The organism is Clostridium neonatale, from assembly GCF_900465025.1.
GTDB classification, from domain to species: domain Bacteria; phylum Bacillota; class Clostridia; order Clostridiales; family Clostridiaceae; genus Clostridium; species Clostridium neonatale.
In genome coordinates this window covers 185,987-207,733 of the sequence record NZ_UICR01000003.1, presented here as the reverse complement: position 1 = coordinate 207,733, position 21,747 = coordinate 185,987, and the positions used below count along the sequence as shown (strand labels likewise).

Below are 21,747 nucleotides of genomic sequence, written 5' to 3'. Positions count from 1 at the left end.
GTATAGTCATCTTCATATACTTATAAAGATTTTTCCTTTTTGTATCGGAGCAAACGGTTTTGGGCACAATCATTGATGTTTAAATTTTTAGCTTCATTTTTGTAGCAAGCGAGCCCAATTTCGGTTATTTCACTATAAACTTAATGCCTCCCTTATTTAATTTAAGAATAATTTAAGCATAAATATTTGAAAGCAATTATCAATTATTGTATAATGAAGGATGTGATTAAATAAGGAGGATACTAAATAGATGATCAACTTAAAAAAGACGTCAAGCTTAATTGCGATGGCTTTACTTGTAAGCTTTTCCACAGTATCTACAGAGGCAAAGGCTATTGATAAAGAAAAAAGTGTACAAGTAGCATCATCACAGGGGAAAGAAGATAATACGATATCTTCAGAAAGTGGACAATCAAATAAAAAAGAAACTACTGAAAAAGTGGTATCAAAAGATAAAGAAAATGTTAAAGAAGAGAATAACGAAGAAGAAAGTTTAAATAATGAAAAAAGTACAGATGAAGATAAAAATGAAGATAAAGATAAGGATGGGGAAGAAGTACCATCATATCAATGGTTAAAGGTTCATGATAAGCTATTTTATTATGTAAATGGTAAGCAATACAATGAGCCAGGATGGTTTAACGAACATGATATTAATCCAGAAGCTGATGAAAATAAGATGTATTACATAGAAGATGATGGAACTGTAGCTGTAGGGTGGAAAGAATTTTCAGATAAATGGTATTACTTTGATGAGAATGGTGTTATGCAGACAGGATGGCAGCAAATAAAATATTCTTGGTATTATTTTGATAAGTATGGAGAAATGAAACAAGGATGGATAGAAGATAACGGTGACAAATATTATCTATATGAGTCAGGAAACATGGCTGTAGGCAAGAAATACATAGATGGAAATTGGTATCGCTTTGGTCAAGGTGGAAAACTTTTAGTTGGAAGATACTATGATAATGGAAAAATATACTATTCTAACAAAGATGGAGTTATGGTATCAGACAAGTGGATCTCAATAAATGGAAATGATTATTATGTTAAAACAGACAGCTCTCTTGCTGTTGGTAAAGTAATAATAGATAATAAGTTAGAAATTTTTGATGAATCAGGAAAACATATAGACACTAAAGATCTTGATGACGATTATTTGTTTGTAAAACAATTAGATGTTGGGGATGCTGACTGTGCATTTATAAAGCTTCCAAATGGTGAAACTGTATTAATTGATACAGGTACTCCTGAATCTTCTGAAAAATTAGTTAACTTTTTAAAAGAACAAAATCTTAAAAAATCAAAGGATAAATATGTAATAGATCATGTAATAATAACTCATGGACACTCAGACCATATTGGAGGATTACGAGCTGTTTTAGAAAACTTTAAAGTAAAGAATGTGTATATGCCTAAAATAGCAAAAATGCAAAACTGGGCAGCTGGCGTAAAAGAAACAGATGAAAATAAAGAACAATTAGAAATGTTAAGATATGACTATAATGTGTATAAAGATGCTATAAAAGCAATGGATGAATATGGAATTGACTTTACTGATCCAGTAAAAGGTGAGTACATAGATAAAGAAAATATACTTCAATTTGTACAATCTGATTCATATTTTGGACCTGCTGGGCCAGATAAGCTTACAGCAGATTATTGGGGAATAAATAATAACTCAGCAATAGTTTATTTAAATTATGGAGATTTCCAAATGCTTTTTACAGCTGATATGGAATGGACAGCTGAAGCAAACTTTATAAATAATGACTTATTAGATGGAAGACAAGTTGATGTATTAAAAGTTGGACATCATGGAAATGATACTTCATCAACGGGGAATTTTGTAGCATATGTTAAAGCACCAATTGGAATAATAAGCAGAGCAAAAGAGAGTGTTACTGAAAACAGAGCTTATAAAGATTTGATAAATGGTGGAGTAAGCTTATATGAAACAAGTGCTAATGATGGAGTTTCAATATATGCAACTGAAGAAAATTGGACTTTTGGAAAATAAATATAGGATGTAGAATCAAAGTTTAGTGGATAACAACCGAAATAAAGCATTTATATTGGCTCGCTTGCTGAAAAAATGAAGCTAAAAATTTAACCATCAATGATTGTGCCCAAAAATGTTTGCTCCAAGGTAAATGGGGAATATTTCTATTATTAATATAGTATATTATTGTAAAATTTGTATTTCATCAATGATTAAATTCCTTGGACAAACAATTTTTGAACAATCATTAATGCAAAAATTCTACAGCTTTATTTTTCAATGCAAGACACCGCACCAAATAAGTGTTTTATTTCTTTGGTCAATCTAAACTCATAACCTCTATATTATTGTTGTCAATAAATATATTATTTAATTAGGAAATGTTTATATATACAATATCCTAAAATATGATTAACAAAACTTAGAAACTATGGGTTTAGAAAAAACAAAGAAATTAAATATATGAATAGGCGTAGTATTGTATTGGAAATTTCAGCTTTTAAATTCTTTGGCAGAGGCTGTTCCAAAATTTGTTTGTCCAAAACTTGTTTTTGGAGCAAACATTTTTGGGCACAGCCTCTGCCATTAGAATTTTTAGCTGAAATTTCTCGACAATCGAGCCTATCATATATTGAATTTCGGTTATTTTTCACTAAACTCTGATTCTACGTCGTTTATTTTTAATGGGTTTTAAGAAAAATATACATGGGGTATAATATATAATGAATAGTATAAAAATATGGAGGGCTTTAATGTGGATGTATTAAAAGATATAAGATGGAAGCAGAGATTCGAAAATTTTAATAAGGTATATATTCTTTTGGAAAAATATTCTAAAGAGCAAAATCTATCAGAACTAGAGCAAGCAGGAATAATACAGTTTTTTGAAGTGACATTTGAGCTAGCATGGAAAGTGTTAAAAGATTATTTAGAGAAAGACGGATTTATAGTAAAAAGCCCTAGAGAAACAATTAAACAGGCATTTCAAAATGATTTAATAAATGATGGTCATATATGGATAGAAGCGTTAGCTAATAGAAATTTAACTACTCATACTTATGATTCAGAGCTTGCAAATAAAATAGTTCATGAAATAGTTGATAGATATTTTCCGGAAATAAAAATCATGCATGATAAATTAGAAAAGGAATTATAGAATAATGTGTGGATTAACAGATAAAGATTTAATTTATATTGTAGATGGAATAAAAAAGTATAGTGAAATTGATAAAGCTATAATTTTTGGAAGCAGAGCTCTTGGTAATTTTAAGAAAGGATCAGATATAGATTTGACTATATGTGGAGCAGAAATAACTAAAGATATTTTAAATGAGTTATATGACTATTTAAATGAAGTATGTCCATTGCCATATTTTTTTGATCTGTTACATTATGAAAGTATAACAAATGATAATTTAAAGAAGCATATTGATGAATATGGAAAATTAATATATAAAAAATAATGAGCTTTTGAAAATTCAGTAGCTCATTATTTTTTATGCGCTGATTAATGTAAAAACTTAATAAGTATCTTAAAAATATACATTTATATACTTCTAATTAAATAAGCTTTGACTATTAATTTAGAAAATTTATCTTAAACATTTTTCAAGAACACTTTTAGTGTTAATCCCAAATTTAATTTTTATCTATATCCTTACCTATATAAAATTTCTTATATTCTGATGGGGAGATACCAAATTTATGTTTAAATTCTCGTGAAAAGCTTAATGGATCTTTATAGCCTACAGAAGTAGCTATTACATTAAACGGAAGATCCTCATTGTCTATTAAATCTCTTGCACAATAAAGTCTATACCTTATAAGATATTGCTGTGGTGATTCACCTAAACGAGCTTTAAATAATCGATATAGATGTGATCTATTGATGTGCAATTGTGTAGCTATTTTATCAATACTAAGTTCACTATCATAGTAATTATTATTTATTATGAATATAGCAGATTCAAGAATATCTTTATTATCTGCATGTAAGTCATTTTTTTTAGAGCAAGGATAGCATTTAGAAAAAGTATATAAAAAATTATACAATTCTGCTGTTGATTTCAAATTATTAATGGAATAAGATCTATAATTAATAATAATCTTTTCTGCTAATTTATGTATTTCAGAATCTAGTTCAAAATTAAAAATTGGGTTGTCTTCATTAAGTGATATATTTTGAAAATAATTATTAACTTGATTACCTACGAAACCAATCCATAGATATGTCCAAGGTTTATTTTGAGATGCCTCAAAACGTATAAGAGTATTAGGTATAATTAAAAAGCCTTCTTTTGATTTTAAATGATAAAAATTTTTACCAAGTTGATAAGTGCCTTCTCCATCTAATATAAAGTAAAACATATATCCACGTCTAACAGTTGGACCATAAGCATGTCCAGGTAAGCACTGTTCTATTCCACATGTATAGCAGCTCAGATCTCTTGTTAATTGGCCAGATAGATTAGAATATTTAAAATTTTCCATGATTTATACCTCCAAGATGCAACATTATGCTATGAACTAGCAACATGAAATCGTATTCTAATATATTATAAACCATTATAATAATAATTGAAAAGAGCAAGTAGTACAATTTAATAACACTCTCGAGAGAAAAAAACTATTTTATTTAATTATTTAGGAAGGGACGTTTTTATTATGGAAAAATTTAATAAAATATTAGAAAAATTTATTATGCCATTATCAATTGCTATATCGAATAATAAATATTTAATTGCTTTAAGAGACGCATTTATGTTGGCATTTCCAATTACTATGTTTGCATCTATAATTGTAATTATTCAAAATATACCTTCTGCTTTGGGATTTGATAAATATCTACCAGAAGCATATACAAACTTTATGAATAATTTTATAGGTTCAGTACCTAATGCAACAATGAATATTATGGCTATATTTGTTGTTTTTGGAATTGCATATTATTTAGCAAAAGAAACTAGTAATCAGCCAATTTTTGCAGGTGCAGTATCACTTTCATCATTTATACTTTTAATACCATTTTATACAACAGAAGATGGAGGTACATATATACCTATTAGTAAGCTTGGTGCTCAAGGAATGTTTGTTGCTATTGCAATAGGTATTATTGTAGGGAAACTTTATTCTAAACTTGAAGGAGGCAAAATTAAAATAAAAATGCCTGAGCAAGTTCCTCCTGGAATAGCAAAATCATTTGAAGCAATTATTCCTGCTTGTATTGTATTATTTATATTTACAATTATAAGATTTATTTTAACTTTAACACCATATGGCAATGTTTTTGATTTAGTTTATAAAGGTTTCCAAGCTCCATTGGAAAACTTAGGTGGAAGCTTACCATCAACTTTAATTGCTATTTTTATGGCACAAACTTTTTGGTGGTTTGGTGTACATGGACAAGTTCTTGTAAATTCAGTTATGGATCCAATCTGGAATTCTTTACAATTACAAAACTATGCTGCTTATACAGCTGGTGAGCCTATTCCACATATTATAAGCACACCATTTATGGGAGTATTCCCTATTATAGGTGGAAATGGTATGACACTTGGTGTAATTATATTAGCAATATTTATTGCTAGATCAGCTCGTTTAAAACAATTCTCAAGAATGGTTTTTCCGGCATCTATATTTAATATATCTGAACCTATTACATTTGGATTGCCTGTTGTTTTAAACCCAGTAATTATGATTCCTTGGATAATAGGACCAATGATAGCTGTAACTATTGATTATTACGTTATTAAGATGGGACTTGTACCAGCACCAATTGGAGTAGCAATTCCATGGCCTACTCCAATATTTATAGGTGGATGGTTAGCTACAAACTCAATTAGAGGTGGATTATTACAAATTTTCAATGTAGTTTTAGTTACATTAATATGGGTTCCTTTCTTAAGAGTATTGGATAATCAATTCTTGAAAGAAGAGCAGGCAGAACTTGATAAAAATGAAGAAAGTAAAGTTAAAGAAATGAAATAGTAATATTTTAAATATAATATGGTGGTGAGATAGTCTATGAAATATAAGAAAGAGGTAAATGTTCCAATTGAGAAATTTTTTGAAAAAATTATAGAAGTGCAGAAAGAATATTTTTCTAATATTGATTCTAGTATTAAAAAAATTGAAGCAGGTACATGTGTAAATACTAAGTTGAAGACAAAACTAAATACTGTTGTCCCTGCTAAATTGGAAGTTCTCAAGATTAATTATCCTTATGAGTATGAGCAACGTACTTTATATGGAGATAATGATATGATTCATCAAGCTTTTTCATTAAAAAGTGTAGACGAATCTCACACTATAGTAACTTATTCAGAAGATAGTACTTTTAATGATAAAACAGCTACATATAGCTATACAGTAACTTCACTTTTCTATAAGTATATTTTTAATAGACAAGTGAAAAAAAGAATAGATTATATTGTAGGTAAAATTTAATTTAGACATTTGGAGGGTTAAGCAACATGATTATTATAGATAAAGAGAAAAAGTTCTTTCATTTAAGAACTAAAAAAATGAGTTATGTTTTTAGAATTTTAAAAAATGGAAGTCTTGGACACTTATATTATGGAGAGCCTTTAGCAGAAAATGAGAATTTTGATTATCTTATTAATGATGATAATAAAGCTGCTGGAACAATTAAGTATTATCAAAATGATAGTAAATTCTCATTAGGGGCACAAACTTCTGAATTTAACATTAATGGAACTAGTGACTTTCGTCAGCCAGCTATAGAATTAAGAATTTCTAATCAACTATGTTATGGTGAATTTGCATATGTTGAACATGAAATTACTTGTGGAAAAGAAAGAACACCAGAATTTCCATGTGTATATGGTGATGAATATGAAACACTTACAGTAACACTATATGATGAAAATCTAAAATTATATTTAAAATTAAATTACAGCATAACTGAGGAATCATCAGCAGTAGTTCGTAGCAGTAGTTTAGTTAACAATAGCCAAGAGACATATACTATTTCTAAATTTATGAGTGGTACATTAGATATTCCTGATGCTGATCTTGATTTTATTTCCTTATCAGGGGCTTGGCTTAGAGAAAGACATTTAATTAAAAGACCATTAAGAATGGGAAGTCAGTTAATTGAAAGTACTCGTGGCGCTAGTTCTCATCAACATAATCCATTTGTAATGTTGGCTGACAAAGATGCTAATGAATTTGCAGGAACAGTATATGCTGCATCATTAGTATATAGTGGTAGTTTCTTAGCTCAAACTGAAGTTGACGAATGGAATGTTTCAAGAACACTTATTGGAATTAATCCTATGAATTTTGCATGGCAATTAGAACCTAACACTGAATTTAAGACACCAGAATGTATTTTTGCTGTAACTAAAGAAGGATTTAATGGTATAAGTCGAACATTCCACAATTTAATAAATAATAATGTTGTTGCAAAAAGATGGAAAAACTCTAAACGTCCAATTGTAGTAAATAGCTGGGAAGCAAGTTATTTTAAATTTAATGAAGATTCTCTACTTAAATTAGCTGATTTAACTAAAAAAATTGGAGCAGATACTTTAGTTGTAGATGATGGATGGTTTGGAGAACGTGATTCAACTCAAAAATCACTTGGAGATTGGTTTGAAGATAAACGTAAATTCCCTCATGGAATGGAATGGTTTGCTGAACAAATTCATAATAAAGGGCTTAAGTTAGGATTATGGTTTGAACCTGAAATGGTAGATCCTGATAGTGATTTATTCAGAGCACATCCTGAATGGGCAATTGGAAGAAGTGATCTAAGACGTTCTTTTGGAAGAGGACAGCTTGTTCTTGATATGGCAAATCCAGAAGTTGTTGACTACTTAATATCAAGTATTGATAAGATGATTGAACGTGCAAAATTAGATTATATAAAGTGGGATATGAATAGAAACATAACAGAAGCTTTTTCAAATTATCTAGATAGTGAACATCAAGGGGAATTGTTACATAGATATATGATGGGAGTATATAGATTAATGTCACATATATGTGAAAATCATCCTAATATAATTATAGAAAACTGCGCAGGTGGTGGCGGTAGATTTGACTTAGGAATGCTATATTACTCACCTCAAATTTGGACTAGTGATGATTCAGATGGAGTAGAGCGTTTAAAAATTCAATATGGAACATCTATGTGTTATCCTCTTAGCACAATGAGTAATCACGTAACTGCAGTTCCAAATCATCAAATTGATCGTGTAACTCCATTAGATTTTAGAAATAATGTATCTACATTTGGTGTTTTAGGATATGAACTTGATTTAGCAAAATTATCTGAAGAAGAATTAAATGAAATTAAAGCTAAAACAGATGAATATAGAGAGAGACAAAAATTAATGCTTTCAGGAGAGTTCTGGAGATTAAGAAGTCCGTTTGATGGAAATGAAACTGCTTGGCAAGTAATCTCTGAAAATAAGGAAGAGATACTTGTAGGATGGTACAAAGTTTTGGCTAAGCCTAATCAACGTAATCAAAGCTATTTGAAATTAGTTGGATTAGAAAATGAAGCTTATTATAAAGTAAATGATGATGATATTATATATTCTGGTTCTGCATTAATGAATATAGGTATACGTCTACCTTATGATTTTAATGGAGCAAATCAACAAACAGCTGAAATATCTGGCGATTTTCAAAGTAAGCTATTTACATTAAAAAAAGTAAATCTATAATAAATATATAAATCATAAATCTATATAATTTAATTAAAATACTCGTTCTAATTTTAATATTGGAATGAGTATTTTTTATATATAAGTTCTAATAAATTTTCTACATTCAACATATACATCATGACTAGCTTCAGTAGGGATTCAAATGAAAAGTCATAATTAGAACATATATATATTGCAATAATAAACTTAGATTTAGGATATTTAGAGTTTAAGTAAATATAAGGATGTATAATGTAGAAAACTAATTTTAATATATAAACAAGTTAGTAAGTCACGACCTTTACTAATTAATACTGTTAACATATCACAGTATTCAAACTACATTTATTAGTAAATTTATTTCTAGAATTTTTTATACTTACTTAGAAATAAAAAATTGCCTCCCTAAAGGGGAGGCCTATGAGTGCTGTAAACAGTCACTCTATTTGAGAAATTAGAAAAAATGAAAAAAATCTAATTTCAACATATATGGTATTATGGGGTACATTAATATTGTTACCATATATAACTAATAATATTCATATTATTAAATTAATTCCTATTTTTCTTTCAGTATTTTCATGAAATTCTTTGATTGTATTTTATAAAATTAATTTAATATGTATTTTTTCTTTTAGCAGAGTTTTTCTCATTAATAAAAGACTCTTCAGTATCTAACATACTTTCTGTATAATCAAACTCCTGATTAGCGATATTATTAACAACGATTGAATCTACAGCGGGATTTGGCATATTAATAGAAAAGTCAACTCCAGTTGCACTTTCAACTTCACTTTCTGCTGGATGATAGTTAGTTCTTTGTTTTGGTAAATAATTAGAATCTTTTTTATTCATAATATTTTTTTGGTGTTGCACTCAATAAATTTAATTAAAAATTGACAATTGATGCCCCTCGTGGGTACACAGAATGCAATGTACATTGATATGTATTTTAGCTTGTGCAACAGCCCCTAACCTCCTTATATTTCAAATTAATAACTAAAATAATTCATAGAAATAACTATTTTAGCTATTTAAGATAAAATTTTTATATTCTTAGTATTTCAGTTTTAGTAAAAAAAATGTATTATTTATATAGTAAAATATACCAAGAAAATTGTCATAAAAATGATACCAATATGACCAAATTTTATTGTATAATATAATAAATCTAAAAAATTTAGGTTATAACTAATGAAAAATATACAATTGGAGGTATAATTATGCAAAAAAATGCAAAACGTATAATTGGAGCAGCCCTTGCAATTAATGCATTATCAGCAATAATTCCTGCAAGTAGTTCAAATTTAATGATGACAGAAGTACAAGCTGCATCAGAATATGGAATAACTAATCTAAAGTTATGCAAAACTTCAGGTTCAAAGACTATAACTTTATATGAAGATTCTGATTATGAAGATTCAGTGAAATTTAAAAAAAGTAGAACAAAATATTATGCAAAAACAGATTCTAGTTCAGTTAATGTAAGAGTAACTGAAGAAGATGGATATGAAACAAAAATATTTAAAACTTCAAGTTCAAGTGCAGATGCATTTGATCCAGAAGAAAAAATAAGCATTAAATCTGGGACAACTACTTTATATGTAAGAACTTATAAAGATGGTGAATTTGATGAAGATAATGTTAAAGATAATGTAGTAAAAGAATACAAGGTATATGTTAAAAAGGTTTCATCATTAGATGAGGATGACGACGATGATGATTATGATGATATATATTTAGATGATTTAACATTGACATATAAGGATGATGATATAGATTTTGATTTTGAAGAAGATAAATCTACATATAATATAGAAGTAAAAAATAGCGTAACATATGTTAAGGTATGTGCAGAACCAGAAGATGAAGATTATTCAGTTAGAATTAACGGATCAACAGTTGATGAGGATGATGACTGGGAAAAGAAAGTAAATCTTGAAGAAGGAAAGAATACAATAACTGTTAAAATAAAATATGATGGTGATGAAAGAGTATATACTTTAAATATTACAAGAAAAGCAAGCTCATCATCAAGCAATACAGATAATGATAATTCAAACAATACAACTGATTCTAATAATGGAACAAGCACTGTAAAAGCAAATCAATGGGTGACAGTAAATGGAAAATGGCAATATAATGATGCATCAGGTAATCCAATAAAGAATACATGGTTTTATGATAGAGGATATGGACAAACTTACTATTTAGATGCTCAAGGCAACATGGTTACTGGATGGCTTTACAAGGATAGCCAATGGTATTATCTTGATAATAGTGGAGCTAAAAGAACTGGATGGCAATTAGTTGGTGGCGAATGGTACTATTTAGATTCAGCAGGAGTTATGAAGACAGGCTGGTTAAAAGATTTAGATGGTAAATGGTACTACCTAAAAGAAAGTGGAAAGATGGCACGTAATGAGACTATTAATGGATATAAGCTTGGTTCGAATGGGGCATGGATTAAATAGGAACGCATTTTCTAAACAGAAATGTGGGCTATATTGCTAGACTCATACTTCGTTAAGTGACTCTATGCCTGGCTAAAAATACTACTATTAATGGCTATAAATTAGCCTCTAATGGGGATTAAGATAAGATATAAAATAACGCATATCGCATATAATTAAGTATTATTTAACAGATAAGATTCTAAACTAGATAGAAGTTTAGAATCTTATCTGTTTTTTAATACTATCAACTGGTATGTATAATCTTTACTAAAATAATATTCAGATTAATTTTATATGGATCATTATATTACTAATAATATTTATTTACTATTAATGTAAATACTAATATCATTAATTTATACATTAATGAATTAGAATATTTATCTATGCCTTTATAAATTGGTAGATACAACATTAAAAATATAAATATAGCTATACATATAAATATAAATATTTAAAGTTAAAGTATTATAAATTTAAAGAGTTAATTATAAAATTAAAATAGCTATAAAAACATAATTAAATTTTATGATATATACAAAATATTTATTTATATGGTAAAGTATGAGATATAATATATAGTATATAAAATAATTTATTTTATAATTAATGGCAAATTAATACTAAATTAAGAAAATGTTAATAATTTTATTACATTTAAAAGATACAATAGAATTAATATAAAATTGGAGGAATTTTTATGAATAAGAATATAAAGAGGATAATAGCTTTAGTTATATCGCTAATTTCAGTTTGTAGTATAGGAAATGTTACAGGAGTAAAATTATTTGAAAAGGCAAATGCAATATCAAGTGTTGTTCATGTAGGAGAATTAAAAGATTTGTCAGTTAAAACTATAGAAGGTGAAGAACTAGATCTTTTAAGCAGTTTTGATGAAGATGATGTTGTAGAATATGATAGCCAAGATAAAGAATATAAAATTATTTTACCAAAAGACAGTGATGGAATAAGAATAAGTGCTGCAGTAAAAAGTGATGAAGATAAAGATGATGATAATGGTGGAAAATATGTAGTAAAAGTTTTTACATCTGATAAGGGTGATGCTAAAGCATATGATGCAGGTGATGATTTAAGTATTGAAGATGATAGTACGACTATATATGTAAGAACATATAAATCAAAGAGTAAGTTTAATGATGTATATAATGATGAGAGAGTAACACAATGTGCTGAGTCTTATAAAATAACTGTTAAAAGAGAAGGAAGCATAAGCAAAGATGAAACAGAAGGCATAACAAATAGTAGTACAAGTATTGTATTACCTAAAATTAATGTAACAGATATAGCTAAGACTACTGAATTTAAAAATCAATGGGTACAAAAAGGTGATTATTGGTTACGCTATGATGAAGAAGGACAAGCGCTTAGAAACACATGGTTTAAGGATTCTAATGGAAAATGGTATTACATGCAGACTAATGGATATATGACAACTGGATGGAGATTTATAGATGGAGATTGGTATTACTTCAATCAAAGTGGTGCAATGACTACAGGATGGGTTAAAACTGAAGATGGTACTTGGTATTATTTAAAGGAAAATGGAAAGATGGCGCGTAATGAGACTATCGATGGATATGAATTAAATAGCAAAGGCGAGTATATTAAATAATTATAAATAATTTAATAGAAATTATTTGAAACATATAGATTAATTATATGAATACATTATATTTTTAAATATGATTTATAAGATTCTACTATCATATAGAAAATTTATGATTAAAACATAAAGAAGGGAAAAGTGCCATGAATAGGAATGCAATTAAAATAATAGCGTTAACACTTACAATAAGTGCAACATCATCAGTGTTGCCATCAACATTAAGTATAAGTACATCAGAGGTTATGGCATCAAGTCTTTTTACAGGGGTTGAGTCATTATATGTTTGCAAGGGAGAAAGTTCATCTTCATTAACTTTATATAAAGATTCTGAATTTAAATCTTCTACAAATATAAAAAGTAGTATAACTAAATATTATGCTCAACTTCCTGAAAATACGAGCAAGTTTAATATAGAGGTAGAAGAAGATGACGGATATACTGTTGAGATAACAGCAGATGGAAAAAGATATAATTCAAAAGATGGAATACCTATATCAAAGGGATCTTCAATAAATGCAAAAATAAAAGTATATGATGATGAAGATGATTCTTTAGTTAACACAATAACAATAAATGTTACAAGAGCTGGAGAAGGATCATCAGACAGTGATGACGATGATGAAGATAACTATGATGCTATATATTTAGATAAATTAAAGATAAAGAGTAATGACAAAGATATAGATTTTGATTTTGATAGTCACAAAGAAAAGTTTTCTGTAAATGTAGGTAATACAGTTGATAAAGTAACAATTGTTGCTGAGCCAAGCAATGATGACGATAAAGTAAAAATTAATGGAATAAGAGTTAACGAAGAAGATGATGATTATGAAAAAGATGTTAATTTAGGTATAGGAAATAATACTATAAAAATTACAGTAGAAAACAAAGATGATGAAAAGAGACAATATACAATAAATATAAAAAGGGAAGGAAATACATCAATATCAAATACTACATCGACTAGTGATAAATCAACAAATAATTCAATAGCAACAATAGTTGATGGAAAAACAATGGCTACAGGAATAGATATTGCTGATTCTTCATTCTATGATAAAGGAACAAATAATTTATCGTATGTTGGATATGTTAATAAAATTGTAGATGCAAAAAATAAGTGGGTTAAGAATGGAACTAATTGGCAGTACTTTGACAACAGTGGGAATCCTTTAAGAAATAAATGGTTTAAGGATTCTGATGGCAAGTGGTATTACTTCCAAACTAATGCTTATATGACAACAGGATGGAGATTCATTGATGGAAGCTGGTATTATTTTGATAAGACAGGATATATGTTATCAAATAAATGGGTAAAAGACACTGATGGAAAGTGGTATTACTTTACAGGTACTGGTGAAATGGCACGTAATGAAACTGTCAATGGATATAGAATTGGTTCGAAAGGGTATTGGATTGAGTAGAAACGCATTTCCTAAAGAGAAATGCGGGCTATATCGCTAAACTAATACTTCGTTAAGCGGCTATATGCCTGGCAAAAAGCACTACAATTGATAGATATATACTTAATACAAAAGGACAAATGATAGAATAATAATTTGAAATAAGAAAAGATTTAATGATTTAATTTTTAAAGGTTTCTTGGTTAACAATAATAGATTTAAACTAAGAAGCCTTTAATCTACATATATATTAAGGAGGTATTCGCTATGAAAAAATCATTTAAAATATTATTAGCAGCTTTAACTATAACTCAAACAGTATCATTCTGCGCTAATGCTGTTACATATAAATATTACAACTTATCTGAAATTGATGATGAGGTATATAATAGTGCTTTAAATAGGGAGCCAACGTATTCGTTTATCTATTCTGGAGATAAAGATGATATAAAAGAATCTTTAATTAAAGAAATACAAAATACATACTCAAAGGATGATTATTTAAACAAATCATGGAGTAGAATAAGATACAGTGCATCAAGCGATGATGGAAAGAATATAAAGGTTACAGTTAATACTGATTTTATGACAACAAAAGAAGAAGAAGATTATATTGATGCAGAGCTGCAAACAATTACTAATTCTATAATTAGAAATAATATGAGTGATTATGAGAAAGTTAAGGCTATCAATGATTATTTAGTAAATAGATATGAATATGATTATGATCTTTTAGACAGAGTTACAAAGGTAAATTCAGGTGCAGTAACAGATGAAAATTATATTGAGGAAGTGTACAATAGAATAAATGTATATTCAGCATTAAAAACATCAAAGACAGTATGTCAAGGCTACTCTATGACTGCCTATAAAATGATGAAATATGCTGGACTAGAATGTAGAATAATTGAAGGAACATTAAATGGTGGAGAACATGTTTGGAATAAAGTAAAAGTTAATGGGATTTGGTATTATCTAGATATAACAAATAATGATACTACTAAAAGTAATAAATATTTTTTAGTTTCTAAAGATTATTTACAATCACAAGGCTATATTTGGCAAGAAAAATTATAAAAAAGTACTAAAAGCATTTAAAAATATTGTATAATATGGTAGAAGGAATTTTTTAAGGATAATTTAAGAAAATCCAGATTTACAGTAATATTGTACAATGATAGAATTATAATTAAGATATTAAAAGGGAGGAAAGAAATAATGAATAGAAAGAATATTACTAAAATAGTTGCTGTTGCGTTAACAGTAAGCGCTTTTTCTGCAATAGCACCAACAACACTACCATTTAATCTTGGTACAAAAGCAGCATATGCTTCTTCTGATAATGAAGGTATCAAAGATATTAAATCTAGTAAGGGAACAATGTATAAAAAATCAGACTATTCTTCAAAGACAAGCTACAAGGATAGTATAGATAAATATTATATAAAGTTATCAGAAAGTACAAGCAAATTTAAAATAACTGCAACAGCAAAAAGTGACTATACAGTAGAAGTCGTTGATAAAGATGATGATGATGAAGATATCAATAAAGAGGATATTTCTATCAAAAAAGGAAAAACAAAAACTCTTTATGTAATAAGTAAAGATAAAGATGGAAAAGAACAATCTAAAGTTACTATAAAAGTAAAAAGAGCAGATGGTGATGATGACGATGATGACGATGACGATTATGATGATATTTATTTAGATGATTTATCTTTAGAATATGATGGTGATGATATAGATTTTGATTTTGATGAAGATAAGTCAAGCTTTGATATAAAAGTTAAAAACAAAGTAAGTTATGTTAAAGTAACTGCAGAGCCAGAAGATGATGATTATACAGTAAAAATAGATGGTACTACAGTAGATGATGATGATGATTGGCAAAGTAAGAAGATTTCATTAAAAGAAGGAAAAAATGAAATTGTTGTTAAAATAAAAAATGATGATGGAGATAAGAGGGACTATACATTAAATATTACTAGAGAATCAAGTTCTTCATCAAATTCAACAAATAATAATTCTTCAAATAATGGTACAACCAATAATAATGTAAAGACTGGATGGGTTCAATCAGGTGGAAAGTGGTATTATAATGATGCTAATGGTTCGCCTACAAAGAATACTTGGTTCTATGATAGAACTTATGGACAAACATATTATCTACAAGCAGATGGTTCTATGGCAACAGGATGGTTATTCAATAACTCTAAATGGTACTACTTAGGTACAAATGGAGCTAAAACTACAGGATGGCAAAATGTTGGTGGAACTTGGTACTATTTAGATAGTACTGGTGCTATGCAAACAGGATGGTTTAAAGATAAAGATGGAAAATTCTATTATCTAAATGCATCAGGAGCTATGCTTAAGAATACAACTGTTCAAGGATATAAATTAGGGCCTAGTGGAGCATGGATAAGATAAAATAATATTAATAAAGCTGTTTCAATAAAGAGAATATCTTAATCTGAAGCAGCTTTATTTTAAAGTATAATATATGTATATATTATTACATATAATGTTATGATATATTTGTAATTTAGGAGGGGGAAAATATGAATAAAAGATTAAAGAAAATATTGGGACTAGCTATAGCTATTAATATAATTTCAGGAGTTGTTCCTACAACATTATCTATAGGTGCACAAGAAGTACAGGCTGCAACTAGAAGTGGATATTTAGAGGGGATTGAAGTAGAAACAAATAAAGATAAAAATGTAACATTATACACTAAGAGTAATTGTAAGAGTGATTATAAATTAAGTAAGTTAGATGATGACGATAAAATTCCTACAAGTCTTTATGGAGAAGTATCTGACAGTGTAAAAAAACTTAAAATAACAAAAGTTGATTTAACAGATAATAGTAAATATTCTTATAAGATATATAAGGGTAGTGATGAGATTGATTTAGATGAAGAAGTAAAAGCTTCAAGCAATACTACATTAAAAGTAAAGGTTTTTGAAGGCGATACTCTTAAAGAGACTTACAGCATAAAAATTGAAAAAGACGATGACGATGATGATGACATAGATGATGATATCTATCTAGATGACATTACATTAACTTATAACTATGATACTGTAAAACTTGGATTCAAACAAAAAACAACTGAATATAATATAGAAGTTGAGAATAAAGTAAACTTCCTTAGAATAGCCGCAGAGCCTGAAGATGATGATGACAGGGTTAAGGTTAATGGAACTAGAGTTAAGGATGAAGATGATTGGGAAACTAAGGTATCTTTAAAAGAAGGAAAGAATAAGATAGAGATAGAAGTAAGTGATGAAGATCAAGAAAATGAAAGAACATATGTTATAAATGTTACTAGACTTTCAACAAATGGAACTTCATCAAATAATACTACATCAAACACAACAGGTACATCTAGTAACACTAGCTCAGCTAAGAACAATGGATGGAAGTATACAAATGGAAAATGGCAATATTATGATGTAAATGGAAATCTATATAAGAATAGCTGGTATACAGATGCAAGGGGAAAGAGCTATTATTTAGGCGCTGATGGTAATATGGTTACAGGATGGGCTAATGTAGGTGGAAATCAATATTATTTTGATTTAGTTAGTGGCGAAAGAAAAACTGGGTGGATATGTTTAGGAAAAACGTGGTATCAATTGGACAGCAGAGGTGCATTGGTTAAGTAGTGACAATGATCAATAAAATGTTATAAAAAAGTTTAATATTTCGGAGCTATTGATTTAGTGTATATTCTATAAAAGTTTATAGAATATACACTAATATATTTGAATCGCTGTTAAACGTATACAGAATATTGTATAATTATATAATAGAGGTGATGAAAATGAAAAAATATATAAAAAGAATAACTGTATTTATAACAGTAGTAATGTCATTTGGAGTAATGACTAATATTAATCTACTGGATTTTAACAATGCTGTATATGCTGTATCATCTGATGTTATATCTCAATTAAGATTAAAGTCAGGGGAATCAGGAGTTGGGCTGTATTCAAGTCGTAATTATAAACGTGAAAATAAAATATATCAATATGATAAGCTTCCAGAATTTATATATTGTCATTTATCAAGTAATCAAAAAACTATAAAAATTGATACTATAGAGACTGGAGCAGCAGATATTAGAGTATTTGTTGGGGAGGGTAAAGAAAAATTAAATAGCATAAATGATGCTATCAATATAAAAAGCGATAGTAAAGAAAAAATATTTATAAGAATATATGATTCCAAAGCTGCATCTGATGATGATGATATTAAGGAGTATGAGATTGTAGTTGATCGTGATGAAGGTGAAGATTATGACACTTATGTTGAAGAAGAAGAAAATCAATTAGATGGCGCTAAAGGTGATGTATATTTAGATAGAATATCATTACTTAATGATGGTAAGAAGATTGACTTTTTATTTGATGAAAATCAAACTATATATAATATTAATGTAGATGAGAGTATAGGGTATCTTACAATTAAAGCTGTGCCTAAAACAGATGGGGATAGAGTAAAGGTAAATGGTGATACATTAGATAAAAAAGGCGATGATAAATATAAAAAGGATGTTAATCTTGAAAAAGGGAAAAATGTAGTTAAGGTATCTGTAATTGGTGACAATTATGTAAAAAGAGAATACTTTTTAAACATAGTTAGAGGTAAAGCTGTAAATAATGTTACTACAAATAAAAATGATAATAATAATGTATCTAAGGCTGATACTGTAAATAATTCATCACAAAATACAGTGATAAAATATAATGAGAGTAATAATAAAGCCATAAATGTTCAGCAAGCAGCATGGCTATATAGAAATTCTGATGGAACATTAGCTAAAGGCTGGAAAAATATAAATAACGAATGGTATTATTTTGATGAAAATGGTGCAATGAAAACAGGATGGATTCAACTAGAAAATAAATGGTATTATCTAAATACAAATACAGGATCTATGACTAAGAATACTGTAGTAGATGGATATAGATTAGGAAATGATGGTGCTTGGGTAAAATAATAAGAGAAAAACAGTATGGAATGTAGAAATAGAAAGTTATTATCATGAATTAATAAAAATTTTTAAGGTTTAGTTACAAATAAAAAATAGAGCTGAATGAAGGCTATTAACCAATTTTCATTCAGCTCATTATTTTGACTTAATTAGCTTTATTAAGCTTTAGCATTTTTTCTGTTCATATAATTTACAGCAACTCCAACCCCTAAAAGAATCCAGAATATTGGAGCAACACTTATGACTGAATCGTTGAATACTCCAGCTAATAAATATCCTATAACACCTAGTGATATAGCAGCTCCAAAGAGCTCAGAAGTTTTATATTCTTTCTTTAATGCATATAATTTTAAGCTGTCAATAATGTATATTAGCATTATTCCAAGGAAGGCAATTAATGCAATTAAGCCATTATTTAATGCTATTTGTAGATATAAGTTATGAGGTTTATCTACAGTCATATTTGGTGTATCATAAGCGTAGTATTTGCCTATAAGGTCATTTTGAGGAAATTCAAGTACAAATGTATCAGGACCTTTACCAAGTATTAGATTATCTTTAAGCAATGGAATAGATCTTGACCAAATGTAACCTCTCATAGAACCTAATTTTTCTTTTCCTGCAAAACCAAATGTTTTAGGAAATTCTATATCCATATCTTCATAAGTAGCTGGATTTATTAAATGTATGCTACCATCTTCTTTTACTTTAAATAAGAATGATATTTTGCTATCACCTGTAGGTGATAATTGTAGTATATCCATTTTATCAGCTGCTTCAGACGATTTAAAAAGCTTGAATGAAACATTAGCAAAGGCATTACTATTTAATAAATAACAGTCCTCACCTTTAGAGATTGAAAGTCTGTTATTAGAAGAATCAGTAAATTTATATTTATTATCTTCAAATGAAATATTTAATGTTTCATTTTGGAAGACTACTTGAACAGCGCCATTTTCATTGGTTATATCTTTAACAGGAACTAAATCTTTATAGTTAACACCGCTTGTATTACTAAAAATACTGAACGCATCTTTAAAAAGCGAAGGAACTCTTGAAAATACACTTCCACCTGTCATAAAGTTAAGACCTATAATGATAACAGCGATAGAGCCTATACCTATTAGAAGCTGTTTTTTATTTTTAAATATTAATTTCCCAAACATTATAATGGCAATGAATATACTTCCTAGTACTCCAACTAAGCCACCACGAGATGTACTACCAAACAATAACCAAAGTGCAGCTAAAAAGCCTATTCCAATTACTATTTTATATATAACATCATCTTCAATAAACATTGAACAGAAAATAACTGGAAGTAGAACGGCAACAAAGCTTCCTACATAGTTATAGTGAAATAATGTACCATAAAGTTTACCACCTTCACCATATAGTAACTTAAACTGCCCACCAGTTTTTTCAATAATACTGTTTGGAACTGAAATTAGTTTTCCTAGTTCAGTATTTATTAAATCCTGACCAGCGTATTGAAACATTCCTAAAAATGCATTTATAAGCACTACAATCAATATTGGAATTATAATAAATCTATAATTTTCAGTGCTTTTAAATGTATAAATTGAATATATAAATAATAATAAGTAACAAGTAATAGTTATAAAACCTTCAGCTCTATTATATACACCCCAAAATGCTATATGCTTATAAGGAGAAAAAATAGATGAAAGCAGACAGAATAATAAAAATACAACACTTAGTGCTAATATAATATGTATTATTTTATCTTTCTTTTCGAAAATTTGTTTAAAACAAATTGCTGAAATAATGATTAAAATTATGGTAAATATAGCTAGTAAAAGAAATTTATTTTGTGAAAATAATTCATACTGGGTAGAAACACCCCATATTGTTTGAGAAAATTCATCTAATTTAACTTCTTTTGCACGAACTATTAATGGAACTATAGCTAGCACAAAAGATATAGGCAAGAAAAAACCAATGGGATTTTCTTTAAGATACTTTTTCAAATTTTCCAAAGTCAACACATCCTATTTCTTATATTTTATTTTTGAGAAGTCATATTCAACATTAATAAGTAATTATATTACATGTATTAAATATGCTTAAACTATTTTCTATTATAGCATTTTGAGTAAAGCTTGACTATTATATAGTTATCTTATTTATATATTTTTAAGATACTCTTAATAAAGTTATTTAATTAATAATTTAGATTATAAAAATGGATATATGAAAAATTTTTATTTCATATATCCTAAAATTTATCTTATAGCTTTTAATTGAGCAATATCTGCCCAGTTTTTTGCAGTTGCGACTTCCACTCTATGCATATCTTGGGTCATTTCTTCAATATTAGATTTTATGGAAGCTACTGTGATTTTAATATCCTTTTGACCTTGTTCTAAATTATCAATCTTAGTATTCATAATTTTGATTTCGGATTTTATGTTAGAGACATCAGCTTTTAATTCAGTGATATCAGCTTTTAATTCAGTAATATCAGATTTCATGCTATCAATAGATGAAGCATTTTGATCTAATTTTGAATTCATAGATTGTAGTAATTCTAAGATTTGATTATCCATAAAT

The 21,747-nt window shown here is 28.0% G+C and carries 17 protein-coding genes; 13 read left to right on the top strand and 4 right to left on the bottom strand.

What is annotated here, in order from left to right:
• Positions 1-250: 250 nt before the first annotated feature.
• The 3 genes from CNEONATNEC86_RS19235 to CNEONATNEC86_RS19225 all read left to right on the top strand — a co-directional run bounded on the left by CNEONATNEC86_RS19235 (position 251) and on the right by CNEONATNEC86_RS19225 (position 3,468).
• Positions 251-2,023, top strand: coding sequence for an MBL fold metallo-hydrolase (locus tag CNEONATNEC86_RS19235; protein WP_159136683.1), 1,773 nt, complete (start codon positions 251-253; stop codon positions 2,021-2,023).
• Between the two features lie 736 nt (positions 2,024-2,759).
• On the top strand, positions 2,760-3,161 hold the full coding sequence (locus CNEONATNEC86_RS19230) for a nucleotidyltransferase substrate binding protein (RefSeq protein ID WP_159136682.1): 402 nt from the start codon (positions 2,760-2,762) through the stop codon (positions 3,159-3,161).
• A gap of 4 nt (positions 3,162-3,165) precedes the next feature.
• Positions 3,166-3,468, top strand: coding sequence for a nucleotidyltransferase family protein (locus CNEONATNEC86_RS19225; protein ID WP_159136681.1), 303 nt, complete (start codon positions 3,166-3,168; stop codon positions 3,466-3,468).
• Positions 3,469-3,643: 175 nt separating this feature from the next.
• Here CNEONATNEC86_RS19225 and CNEONATNEC86_RS19220 read toward each other — a convergent pair whose 3' ends face one another.
• Positions 3,644-4,495, bottom strand: coding sequence for an AraC family transcriptional regulator (locus CNEONATNEC86_RS19220; protein WP_159136680.1), 852 nt, complete (start codon positions 4,493-4,495; stop codon positions 3,644-3,646).
• 174 nt (positions 4,496-4,669) lie between these two features.
• Here CNEONATNEC86_RS19220 and CNEONATNEC86_RS19215 point away from each other — a divergent pair, with 174 nt between their 5' ends.
• From CNEONATNEC86_RS19215 to CNEONATNEC86_RS19205, 3 genes are read left to right on the top strand one after another with little or no spacing between them, the layout of a single operon-like run.
• Positions 4,670-5,992, top strand: a complete 1,323-nt coding sequence (locus CNEONATNEC86_RS19215) for a PTS sugar transporter subunit IIC (protein WP_159136679.1) — start codon at positions 4,670-4,672, stop codon at positions 5,990-5,992.
• Between the two features lie 36 nt (positions 5,993-6,028).
• Complete coding sequence (locus CNEONATNEC86_RS19210; protein ID WP_159136678.1) at positions 6,029-6,451, top strand: DUF3284 domain-containing protein; 423 nt, start codon at positions 6,029-6,031, stop codon at positions 6,449-6,451.
• A gap of 26 nt (positions 6,452-6,477) precedes the next feature.
• Positions 6,478-8,700: an alpha-galactosidase gene (locus CNEONATNEC86_RS19205; protein ID WP_200848549.1), complete on the top strand. Its 2,223-nt coding sequence runs from the start codon at positions 6,478-6,480 to the stop codon at positions 8,698-8,700.
• A gap of 597 nt (positions 8,701-9,297) precedes the next feature.
• Here CNEONATNEC86_RS19205 and CNEONATNEC86_RS19200 read toward each other — a convergent pair.
• Positions 9,298-9,537: a hypothetical protein gene (locus tag CNEONATNEC86_RS19200; RefSeq protein WP_159136677.1), complete on the bottom strand. Its 240-nt coding sequence runs from the start codon at positions 9,535-9,537 to the stop codon at positions 9,298-9,300.
• Positions 9,538-9,905: 368 nt separating this feature from the next.
• On the opposite strand from CNEONATNEC86_RS19200, the gene CNEONATNEC86_RS19195 reads away from it, so the two are divergent.
• From CNEONATNEC86_RS19195 to CNEONATNEC86_RS19165, 7 genes are all read left to right on the top strand, one after another.
• Entirely contained in the window at positions 9,906-11,156 is a 1,251-nt protein-coding gene (locus CNEONATNEC86_RS19195) for an N-acetylmuramoyl-L-alanine amidase family protein (protein ID WP_159136676.1), read from the top strand.
• Positions 11,157-11,838: 682 nt separating this feature from the next.
• The gene (locus CNEONATNEC86_RS19190; RefSeq protein ID WP_159136675.1) at positions 11,839-12,771 is read left to right on the top strand and encodes a hypothetical protein; all 933 of its coding nucleotides are present in this window, start codon (positions 11,839-11,841) and stop codon (positions 12,769-12,771) included.
• A gap of 137 nt (positions 12,772-12,908) precedes the next feature.
• Positions 12,909-14,189, top strand: coding sequence for a cadherin-like beta sandwich domain-containing protein (locus CNEONATNEC86_RS19185; protein ID WP_159136674.1), 1,281 nt, complete (start codon positions 12,909-12,911; stop codon positions 14,187-14,189).
• A gap of 246 nt (positions 14,190-14,435) precedes the next feature.
• The gene (locus tag CNEONATNEC86_RS19180; protein WP_159136673.1) at positions 14,436-15,245 is read left to right on the top strand and encodes a transglutaminase domain-containing protein; all 810 of its coding nucleotides are present in this window, start codon (positions 14,436-14,438) and stop codon (positions 15,243-15,245) included.
• A gap of 141 nt (positions 15,246-15,386) precedes the next feature.
• Positions 15,387-16,598: an N-acetylmuramoyl-L-alanine amidase family protein gene (locus CNEONATNEC86_RS19175; protein WP_159136672.1), complete on the top strand. Its 1,212-nt coding sequence runs from the start codon at positions 15,387-15,389 to the stop codon at positions 16,596-16,598.
• A gap of 131 nt (positions 16,599-16,729) precedes the next feature.
• Positions 16,730-17,842 carry a cadherin-like beta sandwich domain-containing protein gene (locus tag CNEONATNEC86_RS19170; RefSeq protein WP_159136671.1) on the top strand — a complete coding sequence of 371 codons (1,113 nt, stop codon included), beginning with the start codon at positions 16,730-16,732 and terminating at the stop codon, positions 17,840-17,842.
• Between the two features lie 158 nt (positions 17,843-18,000).
• Complete coding sequence (locus CNEONATNEC86_RS19165) at positions 18,001-19,179, top strand: cadherin-like beta sandwich domain-containing protein (protein WP_159136670.1); 1,179 nt, start codon at positions 18,001-18,003, stop codon at positions 19,177-19,179.
• A gap of 152 nt (positions 19,180-19,331) precedes the next feature.
• Here the strand turns inward: CNEONATNEC86_RS19165 and CNEONATNEC86_RS19160 are convergent, their stop codons facing one another.
• On the bottom strand, positions 19,332-21,182 hold the full coding sequence (locus tag CNEONATNEC86_RS19160) for an O-antigen ligase family protein (protein ID WP_159136669.1): 1,851 nt from the start codon (positions 21,180-21,182) through the stop codon (positions 19,332-19,334).
• Between the two features lie 237 nt (positions 21,183-21,419).
• A complete protein-coding gene (locus CNEONATNEC86_RS19155; protein WP_159136668.1) occupies positions 21,420-21,743 on the bottom strand; it encodes a V-type ATP synthase subunit I domain-containing protein in 324 nt (107 codons plus the stop codon).
• Positions 21,744-21,747 lie beyond the last annotated feature (4 nt).

Bases quoted from the DNA above. Each gene is read 5' to 3' on its own strand.
- CNEONATNEC86_RS19185 (WP_159136674.1), top strand. From the start codon at position 12,909: ATGAATAGGAATGCAATTAAAATAATAGCGTTAACACTTACAATAAGT.
- CNEONATNEC86_RS19170 (WP_159136671.1), top strand. From the start codon at position 16,730: ATGAATAAAAGATTAAAGAAAATATTGGGACTAGCTATAGCTATTAAT.
- CNEONATNEC86_RS19200 (WP_159136677.1), bottom strand. From the start codon at position 9,537: ATGAATAAAAAAGATTCTAATTATTTACCAAAACAAAGAACTAACTAT.
- CNEONATNEC86_RS19175 (WP_159136672.1), top strand. From the start codon at position 15,387: ATGAATAGAAAGAATATTACTAAAATAGTTGCTGTTGCGTTAACAGTA.
- CNEONATNEC86_RS19165 (WP_159136670.1), top strand. From the start codon at position 18,001: ATGAAAAAATATATAAAAAGAATAACTGTATTTATAACAGTAGTAATG.
- CNEONATNEC86_RS19220 (WP_159136680.1), bottom strand. From the start codon at position 4,495: ATGGAAAATTTTAAATATTCTAATCTATCTGGCCAATTAACAAGAGAT.
- CNEONATNEC86_RS19225 (WP_159136681.1), top strand. From the start codon at position 3,166: ATGTGTGGATTAACAGATAAAGATTTAATTTATATTGTAGATGGAATA.
- CNEONATNEC86_RS19205 (WP_200848549.1), top strand. From the start codon at position 6,478: ATGATTATTATAGATAAAGAGAAAAAGTTCTTTCATTTAAGAACTAAA.
- CNEONATNEC86_RS19190 (WP_159136675.1), top strand. From the start codon at position 11,839: ATGAATAAGAATATAAAGAGGATAATAGCTTTAGTTATATCGCTAATT.
- CNEONATNEC86_RS19215 (WP_159136679.1), top strand. From the start codon at position 4,670: ATGGAAAAATTTAATAAAATATTAGAAAAATTTATTATGCCATTATCA.
- CNEONATNEC86_RS19195 (WP_159136676.1), top strand. From the start codon at position 9,906: ATGCAAAAAAATGCAAAACGTATAATTGGAGCAGCCCTTGCAATTAAT.
- CNEONATNEC86_RS19210 (WP_159136678.1), top strand. From the start codon at position 6,029: ATGAAATATAAGAAAGAGGTAAATGTTCCAATTGAGAAATTTTTTGAA.
- CNEONATNEC86_RS19180 (WP_159136673.1), top strand. From the start codon at position 14,436: ATGAAAAAATCATTTAAAATATTATTAGCAGCTTTAACTATAACTCAA.
- CNEONATNEC86_RS19155 (WP_159136668.1), bottom strand. From the start codon at position 21,743: ATGGATAATCAAATCTTAGAATTACTACAATCTATGAATTCAAAATTA.
- CNEONATNEC86_RS19235 (WP_159136683.1), top strand. From the start codon at position 251: ATGATCAACTTAAAAAAGACGTCAAGCTTAATTGCGATGGCTTTACTT.